Origin of the sequence: Streptomyces sp. BoleA5 (genome assembly GCF_000373665.1) — a bacterium.
Taxonomy (GTDB): domain Bacteria; phylum Actinomycetota; class Actinomycetes; order Streptomycetales; family Streptomycetaceae; genus Actinacidiphila.
On sequence record NZ_KB892121.1, the window covers coordinates 1 to 13,957 of the forward strand.

Genomic DNA, 13,957 nt, shown 5'->3' on the forward strand with positions numbered 1-13,957 from the left:
ACTCGGTCACCGACGTGCGCGAGGTGTTCCGCTCCTGGCAGGAGGGCACCGTCATCCGCTCCTGGCTGCTCGACCTGGCCGTCAACGCCCTCGACGAGGACGAGCACCTCGACNANCTCAAGGGCTACGCCGAGGACTCGGGCGAGGGCCGCTGGACGGTCGAGGCCGCCATCGACAACGCCGTGCCGCTGCCCGCGATCACCGCGTCCCTCTTCGCCCGCTTCGCGTCCCGCCAGGACGACTCCCCGCAGATGAAGATGATCGCCGCGCTCCGCAACCAGTTCGGCGGCCACGCCGTCACCACCGCGGCCGACAAGGCCTAGTCACGGCCGGAGCCCGCGCCCGTCGGCGCGGGCTCCGCACCGCCTCACCCGCACCACCCCTCCTGCGTGCCGAAAGTGGATGAACGACCATGGGCGACCTGCTCCTGCTCCGCCACGGCGAGACCGCGTGGACCCTGTCCCGACAGCACACCAGCCACACCGACCTGCCCCTGACACCGCACGGCGAGGGCGAGGCCGCCCGCGTCGCCCACCTGCTCGGCGGGCACGACATCGCCCTCGCCCTGAGCAGCCCCCTGCGCCGCGCCGTACGCACCGCCCAACTGGCCGGGGTGTCCGGTGCCGAGATCGACCCGGACCTGAGCGAATGGGACTACGGGGGCTACGAGGGCGTCACCACCGCGGAGATCCACCGCACCCGCCCGGAGTGGAACCTGTGGACCGACGGTGTGGCACCCGGCCCCACGGACCATCCCGGGGAGAGCCCCGAGGACGTCGGCCGCCGCGCCGACCGCGTGCTCGCGCGCGTCGAGCCACTGCTGCGCGACCCCGGCGCGGGCGACGTCCTGCTCGTCGCCCACGGCCACATCCTGCGCGTCCTCACCGCCCGCCGCCTCGGGCTGCCGCCCTCCGCCGGCTCGCTGTTCGCCCTGGACACCGGCACCGTCAGCCGGCTCGGCACGGAGCACGGCCGCCCCGTCATCAAGGCCTGGAACACCACGGGCGCCCGCGCCTCCGGCGCCCGCTCCGGCACCGTCCCCCCGCAGCGGCGCGCCGAACACGAGAGGTTCCCCGGCGTGTGACGGGGCACCGCCCCGCCAGGAACCGCTGAGGACGGCCGGGCCGAACCCGGGCCGAACCCGGCCCGAGCCCCGCCGCTGCCCGCACGACTCCGCGACTCAAGGCTTCCTTCCGTGCCTTCGACGTTTCCGGGAACGGACGGGGCCACCGGCCGTACGGCTGCCCTACCGTGGGGCACGTGAAGGTCCTCATCGTCGGCGGCAGCGGGTTCCTGGGCAGGGAACTCGTACGGCAGGCCGTGGCCGCGGGGTTCGGGACGGCCGCGACGTACCGCTCCCGTCACCCCGGCGGCGTTCCCGGCGTCCCGTGGCACCACCTCGACCTCCGCGCCCCCGGCGACCCCGCCCGGGTGCTGGCCGAGGTCGCCCCCGACACCGTCGTCAACGCGACCAGCGGGTACAGCGACTGGGAGGTCACCGCAGACGGATCGGTCCGGGTGGCACTGGCCGCGGCGCGACTCGGCTGCCGCCTGGTCCACGTCTCCAGCGACGCCGTCTTCTCCGGGGCCCGGGTCCACTACGACGAGACCTGCCTGCCCGACCCCCTCACCCCGTACGGCGCGGCGAAGGCCGCCGCCGAGACCGCGGTGCGGCTGCTGGTGCCCTCAGCCGTGGTCGCGCGCACCTCGCTGATCATCGGCGACGGCGGATCCGTCCACGAGCGCCTCGTCCACGACCTGGCCGCCGGGGTGCGCGACGGCGGCCTGTTCACCGACGACGTGCGCTGCCCGGTGCACGTCGTGGACCTCGCCGCCGCCCTGTGGGAACTCGCGGTGTCCGACGCGTCCGGGGTGTTCCACCTCGCCGGGACGGACGCCCTCAGCCGCCACGAACTCGGCGCGCTGATCGCCCGCCGCGACGGACTCGACGCCACCGCCCTGCCCACCGGGCGCCGCGCCGACGGCCCCGTGCCCGGGCCGCTCGACGTCCGCCTCGACAGCAGCGCCACCCAGAGGCTCGTAAGGACACGTCTGCGCGGGGCCCGGGAGTTCCTCGGCCCCCGGTAGGGCGCGGGCCCGACGGTCCATCGGATGGAAACGGGAGGTGCGCGGGCCGTGTCGCCGGGAGCGGCGACCGCCCGGGGGCCAAGCTGGTGTGCCAGTCGTCCCGGCACACGAAAGGGCACGCCATGGAGGGCATCGCCGACATGGGGGGCACCGAGGGATGGGGCCCCGTCCGGCCGCCGCGGTCCGGCGAACCGGTGTTCGCGGAGCCCTGGCAGGCGCGGGCGTTCGCGCTCACGCTCCTGTCCATCCGGGTGGCCGGTTACAACCTGGACGCCTTCCGGCATGCCACGGAACGCCTGGACCGGGCCGCCTACCTGGACGAGGGCTACTTCGGCCGGTGGCTGAACGCCGCGGAGCTGATGCTCACCGAGACCGCCGTCCTCGCACCCACCGCCGTCGAGACCCGTGCCCGCAACCTGCGCGGCGAGCACCTCGTGGAGCCACCGGCCCCCGAACCGGCCCGCCCCGACTACGCCCCCACCGCGCCGGGCTCGCTCCGCACCGTCGACACCCCTGCGGCCTTCGCCGTCGGTGAGCGGGTGCGGGCGAGGGACATGTCGCCGCCCGGGCACACGCGGCTGCCGGGCTACCTGCGCGGGCGCAGCGGCGTCGTGGAGCTCGTCCAGCCCTCCGCCCTGCTGCCCGACACCCACGCGCACTTCCTGGGCGAGAACCCGCAGCACGTCTACTCGGTCCGCTTCGACTCCCGCGAACTGTGGGGCCCCGGCGCCGAACCCTTCTCCGTCACCGCCGAGCTGTTCGAGAGCTACCTGGAGACCCCCTCATGACCCCCACCAGCGGTCCCGACGACCGCCTCGCCCCGGCCCTGCGCACCGAGGCGCTCGAGCAACTGCTCACCGAGCGCGGCCTGATCGACCCGGCGGCGATGGACGCGATCATCGCCACCTACGAGACCCAGGTGGGGCCGCTCAACGGAGCCAAGGTCGTCGCCAGGGCGTGGACCGACCCGCAGTACAAGCGCCGGCTGCTCCAGGAGGGCACGGCGGCCATCGCGGAACTGGGCTTCACCGGCCCGCAGGGCGAGCACATCGTCGTCGTGGAGAACACCCCCACCACCCACAACGTGGTGGTCTGCACCCTGTGCTCCTGCTACCCCTGGCCGGTGCTCGGACTCCCGCCGAGCTGGTACAAGGACCCCGCCTACCGCTCGCGCTTGGTGCGGGAGCCGCGCGCGGTGCTCTCCGAGATGGGACTCGACCTCGCCGACGGCGTACGGATCACCGTCCGCGACTCCACCAGCGAGGTGCGCTGGCTGGTGCTGCCCGAACGCCCCGCCGGCACCGAGCACTTGACGGAAGAGGAACTCGTGCCGCTGGTGACCCGGGACGCCATGGTCGGCGTGGCGAAGGTGACGGCGCCGTGACCGCGCCCCTGGACGTCGACGGACCGGCCGCCCCGCCCCGCTCCAACGGCGAACTGGTCTTCGCCGAGCCGTGGGAGAGCCGCGCCTTCGGCATGGCCGTCGCGCTGCACGAGGCGGGCGCCTTCGCCTGGCCGCGCTTCCAGGCCGCGCTGATCGCCCGGATCCGTGCCTGGGAGGACGGGCGGTCCGCGGACGAGTCCTGGGAGTACTACCGGCTCTGGCTGGCCGCCCTGGAGGACGTGCTCACCGAACAGGACGTGGTCCGCGCGGACGAGGTCACCACGCGCGCCCGGACCCTGGACGGTCGCCCCGCGGGCCACGACCACGGGGACCACGGCGGCGACCACCACCACGACGACCACGACCGTCCGCACTGACGGCCGGCCCCTCCGGTCCCGGCCGGGTCCGTCAGCCGTCCCCCACGGGCAGGTCCAGCGAGACGGTCTTCCCGCGGCCGTTGGGCGAGGTGTTCCACTGCCCGGCCAGGGCCTCCACGATGAGCAGGCCCCGGCCGTGCTCGGCCTCGGCGTTCTGCTCCGCGTCCAGTGCCAGCGGCGAGGGGACGGGCGGGTTGCCGTCGGAGTCCCGCACCTCCAGCCGCACGCGGTCCCCGAAGGCCCGCAGCCGGACGTCGACGTCGCTGCCCGCGTGGACGAGGGCGTTCGTCACGATCTCGGACGCGATCAGCTGGAGGGTCTCCGACACGCCGGTCAGCTCCCACGAGCGCAACTGCCGGTCGACGAACGCGCGGGCCGCCTTGACCCCGTGCAGATCGCGGCGCTGGATGTGCAGGCTCGCCGTCCGCGGCGCGCCCCTGCTCACGGCGCCCTCGTAGCGGGCGAGGAGCAGCACCGCGTCGTCGCGCCGCCAGCGGGGGCCGGAGACCTCGGCGACCAGACGGTCGGCCAGCCGCTCCAGGTCGGCCCCGGCCTCCCGGCCGCCGGCGCGGAGCAGTTCCTGGGCGCAGGTGCCGGGGTCGCGGGTGGCGGAGTCGGTCAGGCCGTTGGAGTAGAGCATCAGCACGGATCCCGGCGACAGCGTGTGCTCCCAACTCCGGTAGGGGTGGTGTGTGGTGACGCCCAGGGGGAGGTTCGCCGGCGCGGCCAGGGTGTCGACGCCTCCGTCGGGCCGTCGTACGAGTGGCGGGGGATGGCCGGCGAGGGCCACCTCGGCGGTGCCGTCGCCGGTGTCCAGGGCGACCACGCAGCACGTCACGAGCTGCTCCGTGCCGAGTCCGGCGAGCAGCCTGCCCGTCCGGTCGATCACCACGGCGGGCCGGTGGCCCTCGGTGGCGTAGGAGATCAGCGCGGTGCGCGCCTGGCCCATCACGGCGGCGCTGTCCAGGTCGTGGCCCTCCACGTCGCCGACGACGAGCACCATGCGCTCGTCCGACACTTTGATCACGTCGTACCAGTCGCCGCCCACCTGGACGGTGGTCACGGCGGGCTGGTAGCGCGCGGTGGTGGCGAGCCCCGGCAGATCGGGGAGCGCGGACGGCAGCAGCCTGCGCTGCAGGTGCTCCGCGATCTCGCGCTGGCGGGCGCCGAGTTCGACGCGCTCCACCGCCGCTCCCAGCATGCCGGCCATCATGCCGAGCACCGCCCGCTCCTCGGGCGGGAACTCGCGGGGCCCCGCGAACTCGAGGCAGCACACACCGACGACGTGCGGGTGCGCCTCGGACGCCACGGCGACGGGCCTGCCCCCGGCGACGAGCGGAAGGTAGGCCTGGCCCGGCGGCCCGGCACCCTGCCCGCCGGAGCCCGCGTCCGGCGGCGGGCCCCCGGGCAGGAAGAGCGCGTGTCCGCGCACGGCGTCCACGGCCGGGGTGCTCGCCCCGAGCCGGGCGCCGTGCAGGGCGCGGACCATCGCGGAGGACGGTCCGCTGTGCCCCAGCACCCACAGCCGCCCCGCACCCACCGAGGCCAGCACCAGGGCCCGGGCGCCGAACGGGGACATGATGGAGTCCCGGGCCGCCGCGACGAGGTGGTCCACCGTCGTGGTCTGGTTGAGCCGCTCGGCGAAGTGCCGCAGGGGGTACATCAGGCTGGCGCCGGCCGAGCCGGGGACGCCGCGCACTCCCCAGCCCGGAGTGCGGATGCTCGAGTGGAACACCGGCGCGAGGGCGGGTGTGGGACCGGCGACGACGGCGGTGCCGGCGCGTGCGAGCCGGGCGAGGGCCGCGGCCAGTGCGTCCGCGATCTCCTGCAGCACCCTGCGGTCGGTGGGACCGAAGCCGCCGTGGCTCTCCAGGCGCAGCACGGTGAGCGCGCCGAAGCGGTGACCGCCGGCGGTGACCGGGGCGGCCAGGGCCGGGTACGGATACGGCATGGCGTACGTCTGGTCCGGGTCGGCCGGGTCGGGATCCGGCAGGACCGCCACCTTGCCCGTGGCGACGGCGCGCGTGGACGCCCGAGGCATGTCCATGCTCATCCGGCAGGGCATCGTGAAGCTGGAGGGCGGGCTCCCGGCGATCATCGCCGCCCGTACCTCGGAGGCGTCCCGGCTCAGCAGGTACACCGCCGCGGACACGGCGTCCATCCGGAACAGGGCCTCACGGACGGCACCGTGCAGGGCCTCTTCGAGACCCCTGCACTCGGTCCGTGCGGGCCCGCTTTCGCGGCGGTGTTCTCCGAGCGCGCTGTTGCTCGTCATCGAACGGCTCCCTCCCCACGAGTGTAGGTGCGCGGGAGGCCGGTCGCGCTCGGGCGGGACGCCGCGCCCTCGGGCGTGGCCGTGGCCCGCAGCAGAGGCGGCCGCCTTGCCGCCCGGCGGATAGGAGCATATGCTCGTAATTGTTCGGGCGGCGGCGCCGCCCCTCGGCGCGTGCGCCATGGGCACCCGGAGCCGCACCCGTCACCACGAGACCAGCCAACCCAGAAGGAGGCCGCCCGATGGCTGCCGGCAATCCTGTCCTCGTCACCGGCGTAGGCGGCGTGGGCCGTACCGTCCTCGAACGCCTGCGTGAGCGGGACGTACCGGTGCGTGCGATGGTCCGCCGCGACGACGAGCGGGCGGACGCGCTGCGGGCGCTCGGCGCGGAGGTCGTCATCGGCGATCTGACCCGGCCCGAGACCGTGGCGGCGGCACTGGAGGGCGCGCGGCGGATGTACTTCGCCATGCCCGTCTCTCCCGACCACCTGGTCGCGGCGACCGTGGTCGCGAGCGTCGCCCGCGAGTACGGGCGGCTGGACGCGCTGGTGGGCATGTCGCAGATGACGGTGTCGCAGATGACCGCGACGAGTACGGGGGAGTCCTACCAGCAGCGGCTGCACTGGCTGGCGGAGCAGGTGCTGGACTGGTCGGGCCTGCCGGTGGTCCACGTCCGTCCGACCTCGTTCCTGGATAATCCGCTGTTCACCGCGCTGGCCGCCCGGTCGATCCGGGAGAACGGCACGATCGCCCTGCCGTTCGGCGCCGGGCGCACCTCGCCGGTGGCCGTGGAGGACGTCGCCCGGGTGGTCGCCACGGTGCTGGGCGACCCGGGCCCGCACGTCGGCCGCGTCTACGAGCTGACGGGACCGCGCGCGGTCGACATGACCGAGATGGCCGAGGAGTTCTCGCGGGCCCTGGGGCGTGAGGTGCGGTACGTCGACATGCCGCCCGAGCGGTGGGAGGCCGAAGTGCTCGGCAGGGCCGGACTGCCGCCGCACGTGGAGGCGCACATCGCCACCATGGGCCGGCTGCACCGGGAGAACCGCTACGATCGCGCGTCGCGGGACGTCGAGCGCGTGACGGGCGTGCCCGCCCGCACCGTCGGGCAGTTCGTCGCCGCCCGCCGGGACTTCTACCTGGGTTGAGCCCGTGAGCGGTCCGGCGTCCGGCGGGGGATGCCGGACGGGGGGTGCGGCGTGCCCCGCTCGGCGGGGCCGCCGTGTTCGGTTTGATGGTGAATCAAGCTACTTGCACGTACAAGTGATCGAATGTTCTACTTGCTTGACCGAGCAAATAATGCGGGGAGCTCGGCGCACGCTGGGGGATCGCCCGGATACGAGTGCCGCACCCAGGTGGCGAACCCACCGCGACGATGCGTGCTCCGGGAGCGCCGGACCGACACCACCTTTGTCGGGACCGGCCGACAGGCCTCGATGTGCCTGCCCTGACGCGGAATGCCGGACGGCCGACAGGCCCGACCGCCTCCGTCCGCTCCGGAAGTCTCCTCAGGCCGCCGGCCGTCCGCTCGGCATCGCCGCCCTGAGGCGTGCGGACCGCCTCTCCCCGGACCAGGGGAGCGCGCGCGTCCCCGCGAAGCCCGGCCGCCCCGCACTCGTGCCACCTAGAACAGGATGAACACTTACATGTCAACGACCAGCAGGCGGACCGTTCTCGGCATGGCCGGGGCCACCGCCGCCGCCGTCGCCGTGGCCGGCACCGGAGTCCTCGGCTCCGCCGGCGTCTTCCAGGGCACGGCGGAGGCCGCCGACGCGCTGCAGGGCGTGAACGAGCCCACGTTCACGACGCTGAAGCCGTTCCGCGACCCGCTGCGCGTCCCGCCGACGCTGCGCCCCAAGAGCCATGGGATCACGGAGATCGACATGGTCGAGTCGCGGGTCCGGCTGCACTCCCAGATGCCGGCCACGCGGATGTGGACCTACGCCGGCCACTTCCCCGGCCCGACCCTCGAGGTCCGCAGCGGGGAGCGGGTCCGCATAGCCTGGAACAACAGGCTCAAGGGCAGGACGCCGCTCAAGGCGGTGTGGGTGCAGGCGGAGGGCCCCGGCCCCGGTCTGCTGCCCTACAACCGTCCCGGCTCCGAGGGCGCCTCCCCGCGCCCCGAGGTCGAGCGGCTCACCGCGTGGACCACCGTCCATGTGCACGGCGGCCACCAGAACGCCCTGAGCGACGGCGCCGCGGAGTTCGGAGTCACCTCGGGCAACGGGCAGTTGGGCGAGTACGCCAACGACCAGTCGGCGACCCACCTCTTCTACCACGACCACGCCATGGCGGTGACCTCGCTCAACGTCCAGTCCGGCCTGGTCGGCAACTACCTGGTGCGCGACGCGGAGGAGGACCGGCTGCGTCTGCCCCGCGGCGAGTACGAGATCCCGCTGACCATCCAGGACGTCAACTTCGACACCGACGCCCAGGGACGGCTCACCGGCCAGGTCCTCGCCAAGCGGATCCTGGGCCCCGGCTCCATGCCGATGCCCGGCACCATCCCGCCCGCCCTGGCGAGCCTGGCCCCCTTCACCATGGTCAACGGCGTGGTGTGGCCGTACCTGGACGTCCAGGCCCGCGCCTACCGCTTCCGCCTGGTCAACGTCTCCGGCGCGCGCATCTACCGCTTCGTCGTCGTCGACGAGGAGACCGGCAAGGTCGTGCGCGGCGCCATGAAGCTGATCGGCACCGACATGGGCCTGCTCGGCAAGCCGCAGACGATCGACGAGGCGCTGTCCCTGGCGCCCGCCGAACGCGCCGACGTAGTCATCGACTTCGCGGCCCACCCCGGCCGCAGGCTGAAGCTCGTCAACACGATCCCGGGCCAGACCGCCGGCGCCGACCTGCCGGACTTCCTGATCCCTCACGCCGAGGTCATGCAGTTCCGCGTCGAGAAGAAGCGCCGCGCGCCGCATCCGCTTCCGACAACGTTGTCGAAGTCGTTCCGCCGACTCAGCCTCGCCGATGTGCCCAAGGACGCCACCGAGCGCTTCGTCCTGCTGGGCTTCGACAAGACCGGCGCCATGCCCCAGATCTGGGAGATGGAGCAGGTCCCGTCCGGCACGGCATCCGGCACCGGCATCGTCACCGTCGACATGCCCGGTGGTACCCGGACGCTGCGGCGCACGGGAACGATGTTCGAGGACACCACCACCTTCTTCGCCGCCGCCGGCACCTGGGAGAAGTGGCACTTCATCAGCGCCGCGCCCGAGGGCGTGCCCATCTACCACCCGATGCACATCCACCTGATGAACTTCCAGGTCGTCGACCGGCGCGCCGTCGACGCCTCCGGGCTGGACTTCGCCACGGCGCGGACGACGCGGCCCATCACCCTCGGCGCGCCGGTTCCGGTGGCCCCCGAGGAGTCGGGCTGGAAGGACACCATCACCGTCAACGCCAACACCCTGGTCACCGTGGCGGGACGGCTCGCCGACCAGACCGGGAAGGCCATGTACCACTGCCACCTCCTCGACCACGAGGACGAGGGCATGATGCGGCCCTTCGTCGTCATGCCGTCGCCGGTCCACGACATCCACCGGATGCTGATGGACATGGGCCGGGGCATGGACGCGCACGACATGAAGCACATGAAGAGCGGCATGAAGATGTAGCCCGCCGCACGTCCTCGTGACGGCCGGAGCGGTCCCGTCCCGGACGGGACCGCTCCGGCCGGACCTCGGGCTACAGGTCCAGCAGCGCCTGCTCGACGGCCTCGGTGAGCGCGGGGTGGATGTACAGCACGTCCCGGCCGACCTGGTCGGCCGTCTGCCCCAGTGACATGGCCTGGATCAGCGGCTGGATCAGAGTGGCGGCCTGGGGGCCGATGATGTGCGCGCCCAGGATCCGCCGGTCGTGGGGGTCCGCCAGGATCTTCACGAAGCTGGTGGTGTCCTCCAGGGCCCATCCGTAGGCGGTGTCCGCGTAGTCGCGGACGCTCACCAGGTACTCGACGCCCCGGCGGCGTGCCTCCTGCTCGGTCAGCCCCACGCTCGCGATCTGCGGGCTGGTGAACACCGCGTGGGGAGCGACCCTGTTGGACAGGGTGCGCAGGTCGTCCGGGTGGAGCAGGTTGTGCCGTACGACGCGGGACTCGGCGTTGGCCATGTGCTTGAGCTGGAAGTGGTTCACGACGTCGCCGAGGGCCCAGACCCCCGGCACGGACGTGCGGTAGGAACCGTCGGTCACGATGTGGCCGTGCCCGTCCATGTCCAGACCGCCGGCCGCCGCGTCCAGCCGGTCACTGTTGGGCCGGCGGCCGGTGCACACCAGCAGCATCTCGGCCTGGACGACCTGGTCGCCGTCGGCGCAGGTCATGCTCACCTCGACCCCGCCGGGGCGGCGCTCGACGGAGCCGACGGTGGCGCCGAGGAGGAGACGGTGCCGCCGGGACGCGAGCTCGGTGAAGCGCTCGGACACCTGCTCGTCCTCAGCCATCAGCAGGCGCGGCCCCCGCTGGATGATCGTCACGTCCGAGCCGAACGCGCTGAAGACATGGCCGAACTCGGCCGCGATGAAACCGCCGCCGATGATGGCCAGGGAGGCGGGGGCGTCCTCGATCCGCATGACGGTGTCGGAGGTGTGGAACGGCACGGAGTCCAGTCCGGGGATGTCCGGCACGAGGGGCCGTGAGCCGACCGAGACGACGAAGGTGTCGGCGGTGATCCGCTCCGCACCCACCTGGAGTACCTTCGGCGCGACGAAGCGCGCCTCCTCGGAGTAGACGTCGATGCCGTTGCCCCGGCGGTAGTCGACCGCGCTGTCGTGGAGCGGGTCGATGCGCCGGAACACCCGGTCGCGGACGGTCTTCCAGTCGACCGGTTCGACGGTGGCGCGCACCCCGAGCCGTGCCGCCGCCCGCGCCTCCTCGGCCGCGTCGGCGGCGACGACGAACATCTTGCTGGGGATGCAGCCCCGGTTCAGGCAGGTACCGCCGAACCGGCCCGGTTCGACGATGGCGCAGCGCAGGTGCGCGAACTCCTCGCCGAACAGCATGTTGCCGCTTCCCGCACCGAGGACCACAAGATCGTAGTGCGGCATCTGCGCCCACCTTCCGCCGGTCGGATGTCCGGGCCGCGGGGTATGACCCTCCCACGGGGCGATACGCCCGATTTATACCCATTCGGTCCCTGAGGTTCATATCACGGGCTCGGGGTGTCGGAGACGCATCATCGGTGCGACACAGCCGGCGGAGGTCAGCCGGACGATTCGGCGGCCTGTTCCTTCCTGCGCCGCCGGTAGGCCCGCATCGACGCGCGGGATGCGCACCTCGGGCCGCAGTAGCCGGCGGAGCTGTTGCGCGTCCGGTCGAAGAAGCAGAAGTGGCACGGATCGTGGCGGCAGGCCCGCAGTCTGTCCCACAGCCCCGCGTGGGCGAGCTCGGTGACGTTCGCCAGCACGGTCCCGAACAGTCCGGGGATGCCGGCCTGGGTGCTCGTCAAGGTGGCGCCCGCGGCCGTGACCACCGTGGTGAGCGGGTACCTCGCCGCGATCCCGCGCAGGTGCTCCTCGGCCTGCGCGAGCGCCTCGGGTGTGGTGCTCGGGTCGCCCGCGTGCGCCAGCAGCACGGCGATGAGGGCGTCGCGCAGCTCGCGTGCCCCGGCGGCGTCGGCCTCGGTGACATGAGTGCTCTCCGTGCCCAGGCCGTGCTCCAGCAGCCATGCCTGCATGGCCTGGGCGTCCGAAAGGCGTTCGGGGAGCTGCCGGGGCCCGGAGGCGTGCGTGTTGAGGAAGCGCAGGAGTGCGTCAGCGGCCGCCGGCTGGTTCAGCGGACTGCGTTCGGTCGTGGGTGTGGGCATCGCACGGACCTCCCTTCCCGGCCATTCTAGGTCGCTCTCCGTTAGGCGTGTAACGGATACGGTCCTTGCTCTCTTCCCGTGCGGTGAGGTGCGTCACGAAGCGCAAAATTCGGTCATCTGGGCTTTGCGCGTTGTTGGCTAATCGCCTACGGTCATAACCACGAGGACGGGCAGAGCAGCTCCTGGAGCAGGGCTCGAAGCCTTCGGCCGCCCGACCGGTGTCCCGGCGTGCGGCGCCCGTGTGGCCCGCCGTCCTCGTCCCTCCGAAACGGTGACCCGCCCGCGTGCGGCGCACCGCCGTCGATCGAGAAGGACCTCCCCATGTACATGAAGCTCGAAGTGGTCATGCTGCCCGTGTCCGACGTCGACCGCGCCAAGGCGTTCTACGAGGCGGCGGGATTCCGCCTGGACCTCGACAAGGCCGTCAGCGCGGACTGGCGCGCGGTGCACCTCACGCCGCCGGGCTCGGAGTGCTCGGTGATGTTCGGCACGGGGCTCACCTCCGCCGAGCCGGGCTCCGCCCAGGGCCTCTACCTGGCCGTTCTCGACATCGAGGAGGCCCGGGCGGAGCTGGTCGCCCGTGGCGTCGAGGTGAGCGAGGTGTTCCACGACGCCGGCGGCCTGCTGTTCCACGGCCACGCCGGCGGTGACACCACCCACCTGCTGGAGGGCCAGGGGCGGCTCGCCGGCCTGCACCCCGAGCGCGCCTCGTACGGCTCGTTCGCCACCTTCAGCGACCCGGACGGCAACGGCTGGGTGCTCCAGGAGATCAAGCAGCGCTTCCCGGGCCGCTGACCGGCCTCCGGCGCCGGCTCCCTCCCGCAGGGCCGTAGGGGGCCGTACGGACGCACGGCCCCCTGCGCGCCTAATACGCGCACATGCTCGTTCATAGTGAAAGGAATCCCCCGTGAACATGCCCCCCGTCGAGCCGTCGCGGCAGGACGGCCCCGCCGCGAAGCCGCCGTCGCACCGTGCCCCGCGCGGACTCTCGCGACGCACCTTCGTCGGCGGCGCGGCCGCCTCCGCCGCCACCGTCGCCGGCCTCTCGCTGGCAGGCGGGCTCCCGTCGGCCTCCGCCACCCCGCCCACGCGGGCGCCGCACGCGTTCGGGACGGTCTCCTCGGCGCCGCGGCTGCCGGCCGGGTTCACCCGGACCTTCAGCAGCCGCTTCGTACGGGCCGGCGGGCTGCGCCAGCACGTCGTCATCGGAGGTGAGGGGCCGCCGCTCCTGCTGGTGCACGGCTGGCCGCAGAACTGGTACGCCTGGCGCATGCTGATGCCGGAACTGGCCCGGCACCACACCGTCGTCGCCGTGGACCAGCGCGGCATGGGACTGACTGACAAGCCCCGCAGCGGGTACGACACCGGCACCCTCGCGGACGACCTGGTCGCGCTGATGGACGCCCTGGGCCACGAGCGGTTCGCCGTCGTCGGCCACGACACCGGAATGATCATCAGCTACGCGCTGGCGGCCGACCACCCGGAACGGGTCGCCCGCGTCGCCCTCGCCGAAGTTCCAGGCCCCCCGCGGCAGTCCGCGTCACCGCCTCTCTTCCTGGACGAGCGGGACAACAACAGGCTCTGGCACATCCCGTTCAACCGGGTCGACCACGAGCTGATCGAAACGCTGGTCAGGGGCCGCGAAGAGGACTTCTACGGCTACGAGTTCGACATCCAGGGCGGGGAGCGGCTGCCGCGGTACGCACGCGAGTACTACGTGCGCCTCTTCTCCGACCCCGCGACCCTCCGCGGCAGCTTCGGCTTCTACCGCGCGTGGGACGCCACCGCCAAGCAGAACGACAGGCGCGCGGAGAAGAAGCTGACGATGCCGGTCCTGGCGATCGGCGGCTCCGAGAGCTGGGGCGCCGGCGTCGCCGACGCGATGGGGCCCCTCGCCGAGGACGTACGGGGTGTGGTCATCCGTGGAGCCGGCCACTGGGTCGCCGAGCAGGCGCCCGGCGAGATGCTCACGGAACTCGGCACGTTCCTCGCCCCGTACCGCCGCGCCGCCGGCCGCCGGTAACCCTCGGCCGGG

The 13,957-nt window shown here is 73.1% G+C and carries 12 protein-coding genes and 1 pseudogene; 10 read left to right on the top strand and 3 right to left on the bottom strand.

Annotated features, from left to right (window positions below; translation table 11 throughout):
* The 6 genes and pseudogenes from B085_RS0128935 to B085_RS44115 all read left to right on the top strand — a co-directional run.
* Positions 1-323, top strand: a pseudogene (locus B085_RS0128935) (6-phosphogluconate dehydrogenase); the annotation flags it as partial.
* 89 nt (positions 324-412) lie between these two features.
* Entirely contained in the window at positions 413-1,084 is a 672-nt protein-coding gene (locus B085_RS0128940; RefSeq protein WP_018562099.1) for a histidine phosphatase family protein, read from the top strand.
* Between the two features lie 176 nt (positions 1,085-1,260).
* Complete coding sequence (locus tag B085_RS0128945) at positions 1,261-2,088, top strand: SDR family oxidoreductase (RefSeq protein WP_037732701.1); 828 nt, start codon at positions 1,261-1,263, stop codon at positions 2,086-2,088.
* Between the two features lie 122 nt (positions 2,089-2,210).
* On the top strand, positions 2,211-2,876 hold the full coding sequence (gene nthB, locus B085_RS0128950; RefSeq protein ID WP_018562101.1) for a nitrile hydratase subunit beta: 666 nt from the start codon (positions 2,211-2,213) through the stop codon (positions 2,874-2,876).
* Entirely contained in the window at positions 2,873-3,472 is a 600-nt protein-coding gene (nthA, locus tag B085_RS0128955; RefSeq protein ID WP_018562102.1) for a nitrile hydratase subunit alpha, read from the top strand. Before nthB ends, nthA begins: the two co-directional genes overlap by 4 nt.
* Positions 3,469-3,849: a nitrile hydratase accessory protein gene (locus B085_RS44115; protein WP_018562103.1), complete on the top strand. Its 381-nt coding sequence runs from the start codon at positions 3,469-3,471 to the stop codon at positions 3,847-3,849. The genes nthA and B085_RS44115 overlap by 4 nt, the downstream gene beginning before the upstream one ends.
* 31 nt (positions 3,850-3,880) lie before the next feature.
* Here B085_RS44115 and B085_RS0128965 read toward each other — a convergent pair whose 3' ends face one another.
* On the bottom strand, positions 3,881-6,124 hold the full coding sequence (locus tag B085_RS0128965) for an ATP-binding SpoIIE family protein phosphatase (protein WP_018562104.1): 2,244 nt from the start codon (positions 6,122-6,124) through the stop codon (positions 3,881-3,883).
* Positions 6,125-6,363: 239 nt separating this feature from the next.
* Here B085_RS0128965 and B085_RS0128970 point away from each other — a divergent pair, with 239 nt between their 5' ends.
* Both B085_RS0128970 and B085_RS0128975 read left to right on the top strand, forming a co-directional pair.
* Positions 6,364-7,269, top strand: coding sequence for an NAD(P)H-binding protein (locus B085_RS0128970; protein ID WP_018562105.1), 906 nt, complete (start codon positions 6,364-6,366; stop codon positions 7,267-7,269).
* Between the two features lie 498 nt (positions 7,270-7,767).
* Positions 7,768-9,738 carry a multicopper oxidase family protein gene (locus B085_RS0128975; RefSeq protein WP_106435057.1) on the top strand — a complete coding sequence of 657 codons (1,971 nt, stop codon included), beginning with the start codon at positions 7,768-7,770 and terminating at the stop codon, positions 9,736-9,738.
* A gap of 70 nt (positions 9,739-9,808) precedes the next feature.
* Here B085_RS0128975 and B085_RS0128980 read toward each other — a convergent pair whose 3' ends face one another.
* Positions 9,809-11,164 carry a mycothione reductase gene (locus tag B085_RS0128980; RefSeq protein WP_018562107.1) on the bottom strand — a complete coding sequence of 452 codons (1,356 nt, stop codon included), beginning with the start codon at positions 11,162-11,164 and terminating at the stop codon, positions 9,809-9,811.
* A gap of 155 nt (positions 11,165-11,319) precedes the next feature.
* Positions 11,320-11,922 carry a CGNR zinc finger domain-containing protein gene (locus B085_RS0128985; protein WP_018562108.1) on the bottom strand — a complete coding sequence of 201 codons (603 nt, stop codon included), beginning with the start codon at positions 11,920-11,922 and terminating at the stop codon, positions 11,320-11,322.
* Positions 11,923-12,243: 321 nt separating this feature from the next.
* On the opposite strand from B085_RS0128985, the gene B085_RS0128990 reads away from it, so the two are divergent.
* Positions 12,244-12,717, top strand: a complete 474-nt coding sequence (locus B085_RS0128990; protein WP_018562109.1) for a VOC family protein — start codon at positions 12,244-12,246, stop codon at positions 12,715-12,717.
* A 118-nt stretch (positions 12,718-12,835) separates the two neighbouring features.
* Positions 12,836-13,945: an alpha/beta fold hydrolase gene (locus B085_RS0128995; protein ID WP_078620123.1), complete on the top strand. Its 1,110-nt coding sequence runs from the start codon at positions 12,836-12,838 to the stop codon at positions 13,943-13,945.
* The last annotated feature ends 12 nt before the right edge of the window (positions 13,946-13,957 follow it).

What these genes read in the sequence shown, in the direction of transcription:
- B085_RS0128975 (WP_106435057.1), top strand. Translation starts at nt 7,768, where the DNA reads ATGTCAACGACCAGCAGGCGGACCGTTCTCGGCATGGCCGGGGCCACC.
- nthB (WP_018562101.1), top strand. Translation starts at nt 2,211, where the DNA reads ATGGAGGGCATCGCCGACATGGGGGGCACCGAGGGATGGGGCCCCGTC.
- B085_RS0128970 (WP_018562105.1), top strand. Translation starts at nt 6,364, where the DNA reads ATGGCTGCCGGCAATCCTGTCCTCGTCACCGGCGTAGGCGGCGTGGGC.
- B085_RS0128965 (WP_018562104.1), bottom strand. Translation starts at nt 6,124, where the DNA reads ATGACGAGCAACAGCGCGCTCGGAGAACACCGCCGCGAAAGCGGGCCC.
- B085_RS0128980 (WP_018562107.1), bottom strand. Translation starts at nt 11,164, where the DNA reads ATGCCGCACTACGATCTTGTGGTCCTCGGTGCGGGAAGCGGCAACATG.
- nthA (WP_018562102.1), top strand. Translation starts at nt 2,873, where the DNA reads ATGACCCCCACCAGCGGTCCCGACGACCGCCTCGCCCCGGCCCTGCGC.
- B085_RS0128995 (WP_078620123.1), top strand. Translation starts at nt 12,836, where the DNA reads ATGCCCCCCGTCGAGCCGTCGCGGCAGGACGGCCCCGCCGCGAAGCCG.
- B085_RS0128940 (WP_018562099.1), top strand. Translation starts at nt 413, where the DNA reads ATGGGCGACCTGCTCCTGCTCCGCCACGGCGAGACCGCGTGGACCCTG.
- B085_RS0128990 (WP_018562109.1), top strand. Translation starts at nt 12,244, where the DNA reads ATGTACATGAAGCTCGAAGTGGTCATGCTGCCCGTGTCCGACGTCGAC.
- B085_RS0128985 (WP_018562108.1), bottom strand. Translation starts at nt 11,922, where the DNA reads ATGCCCACACCCACGACCGAACGCAGTCCGCTGAACCAGCCGGCGGCC.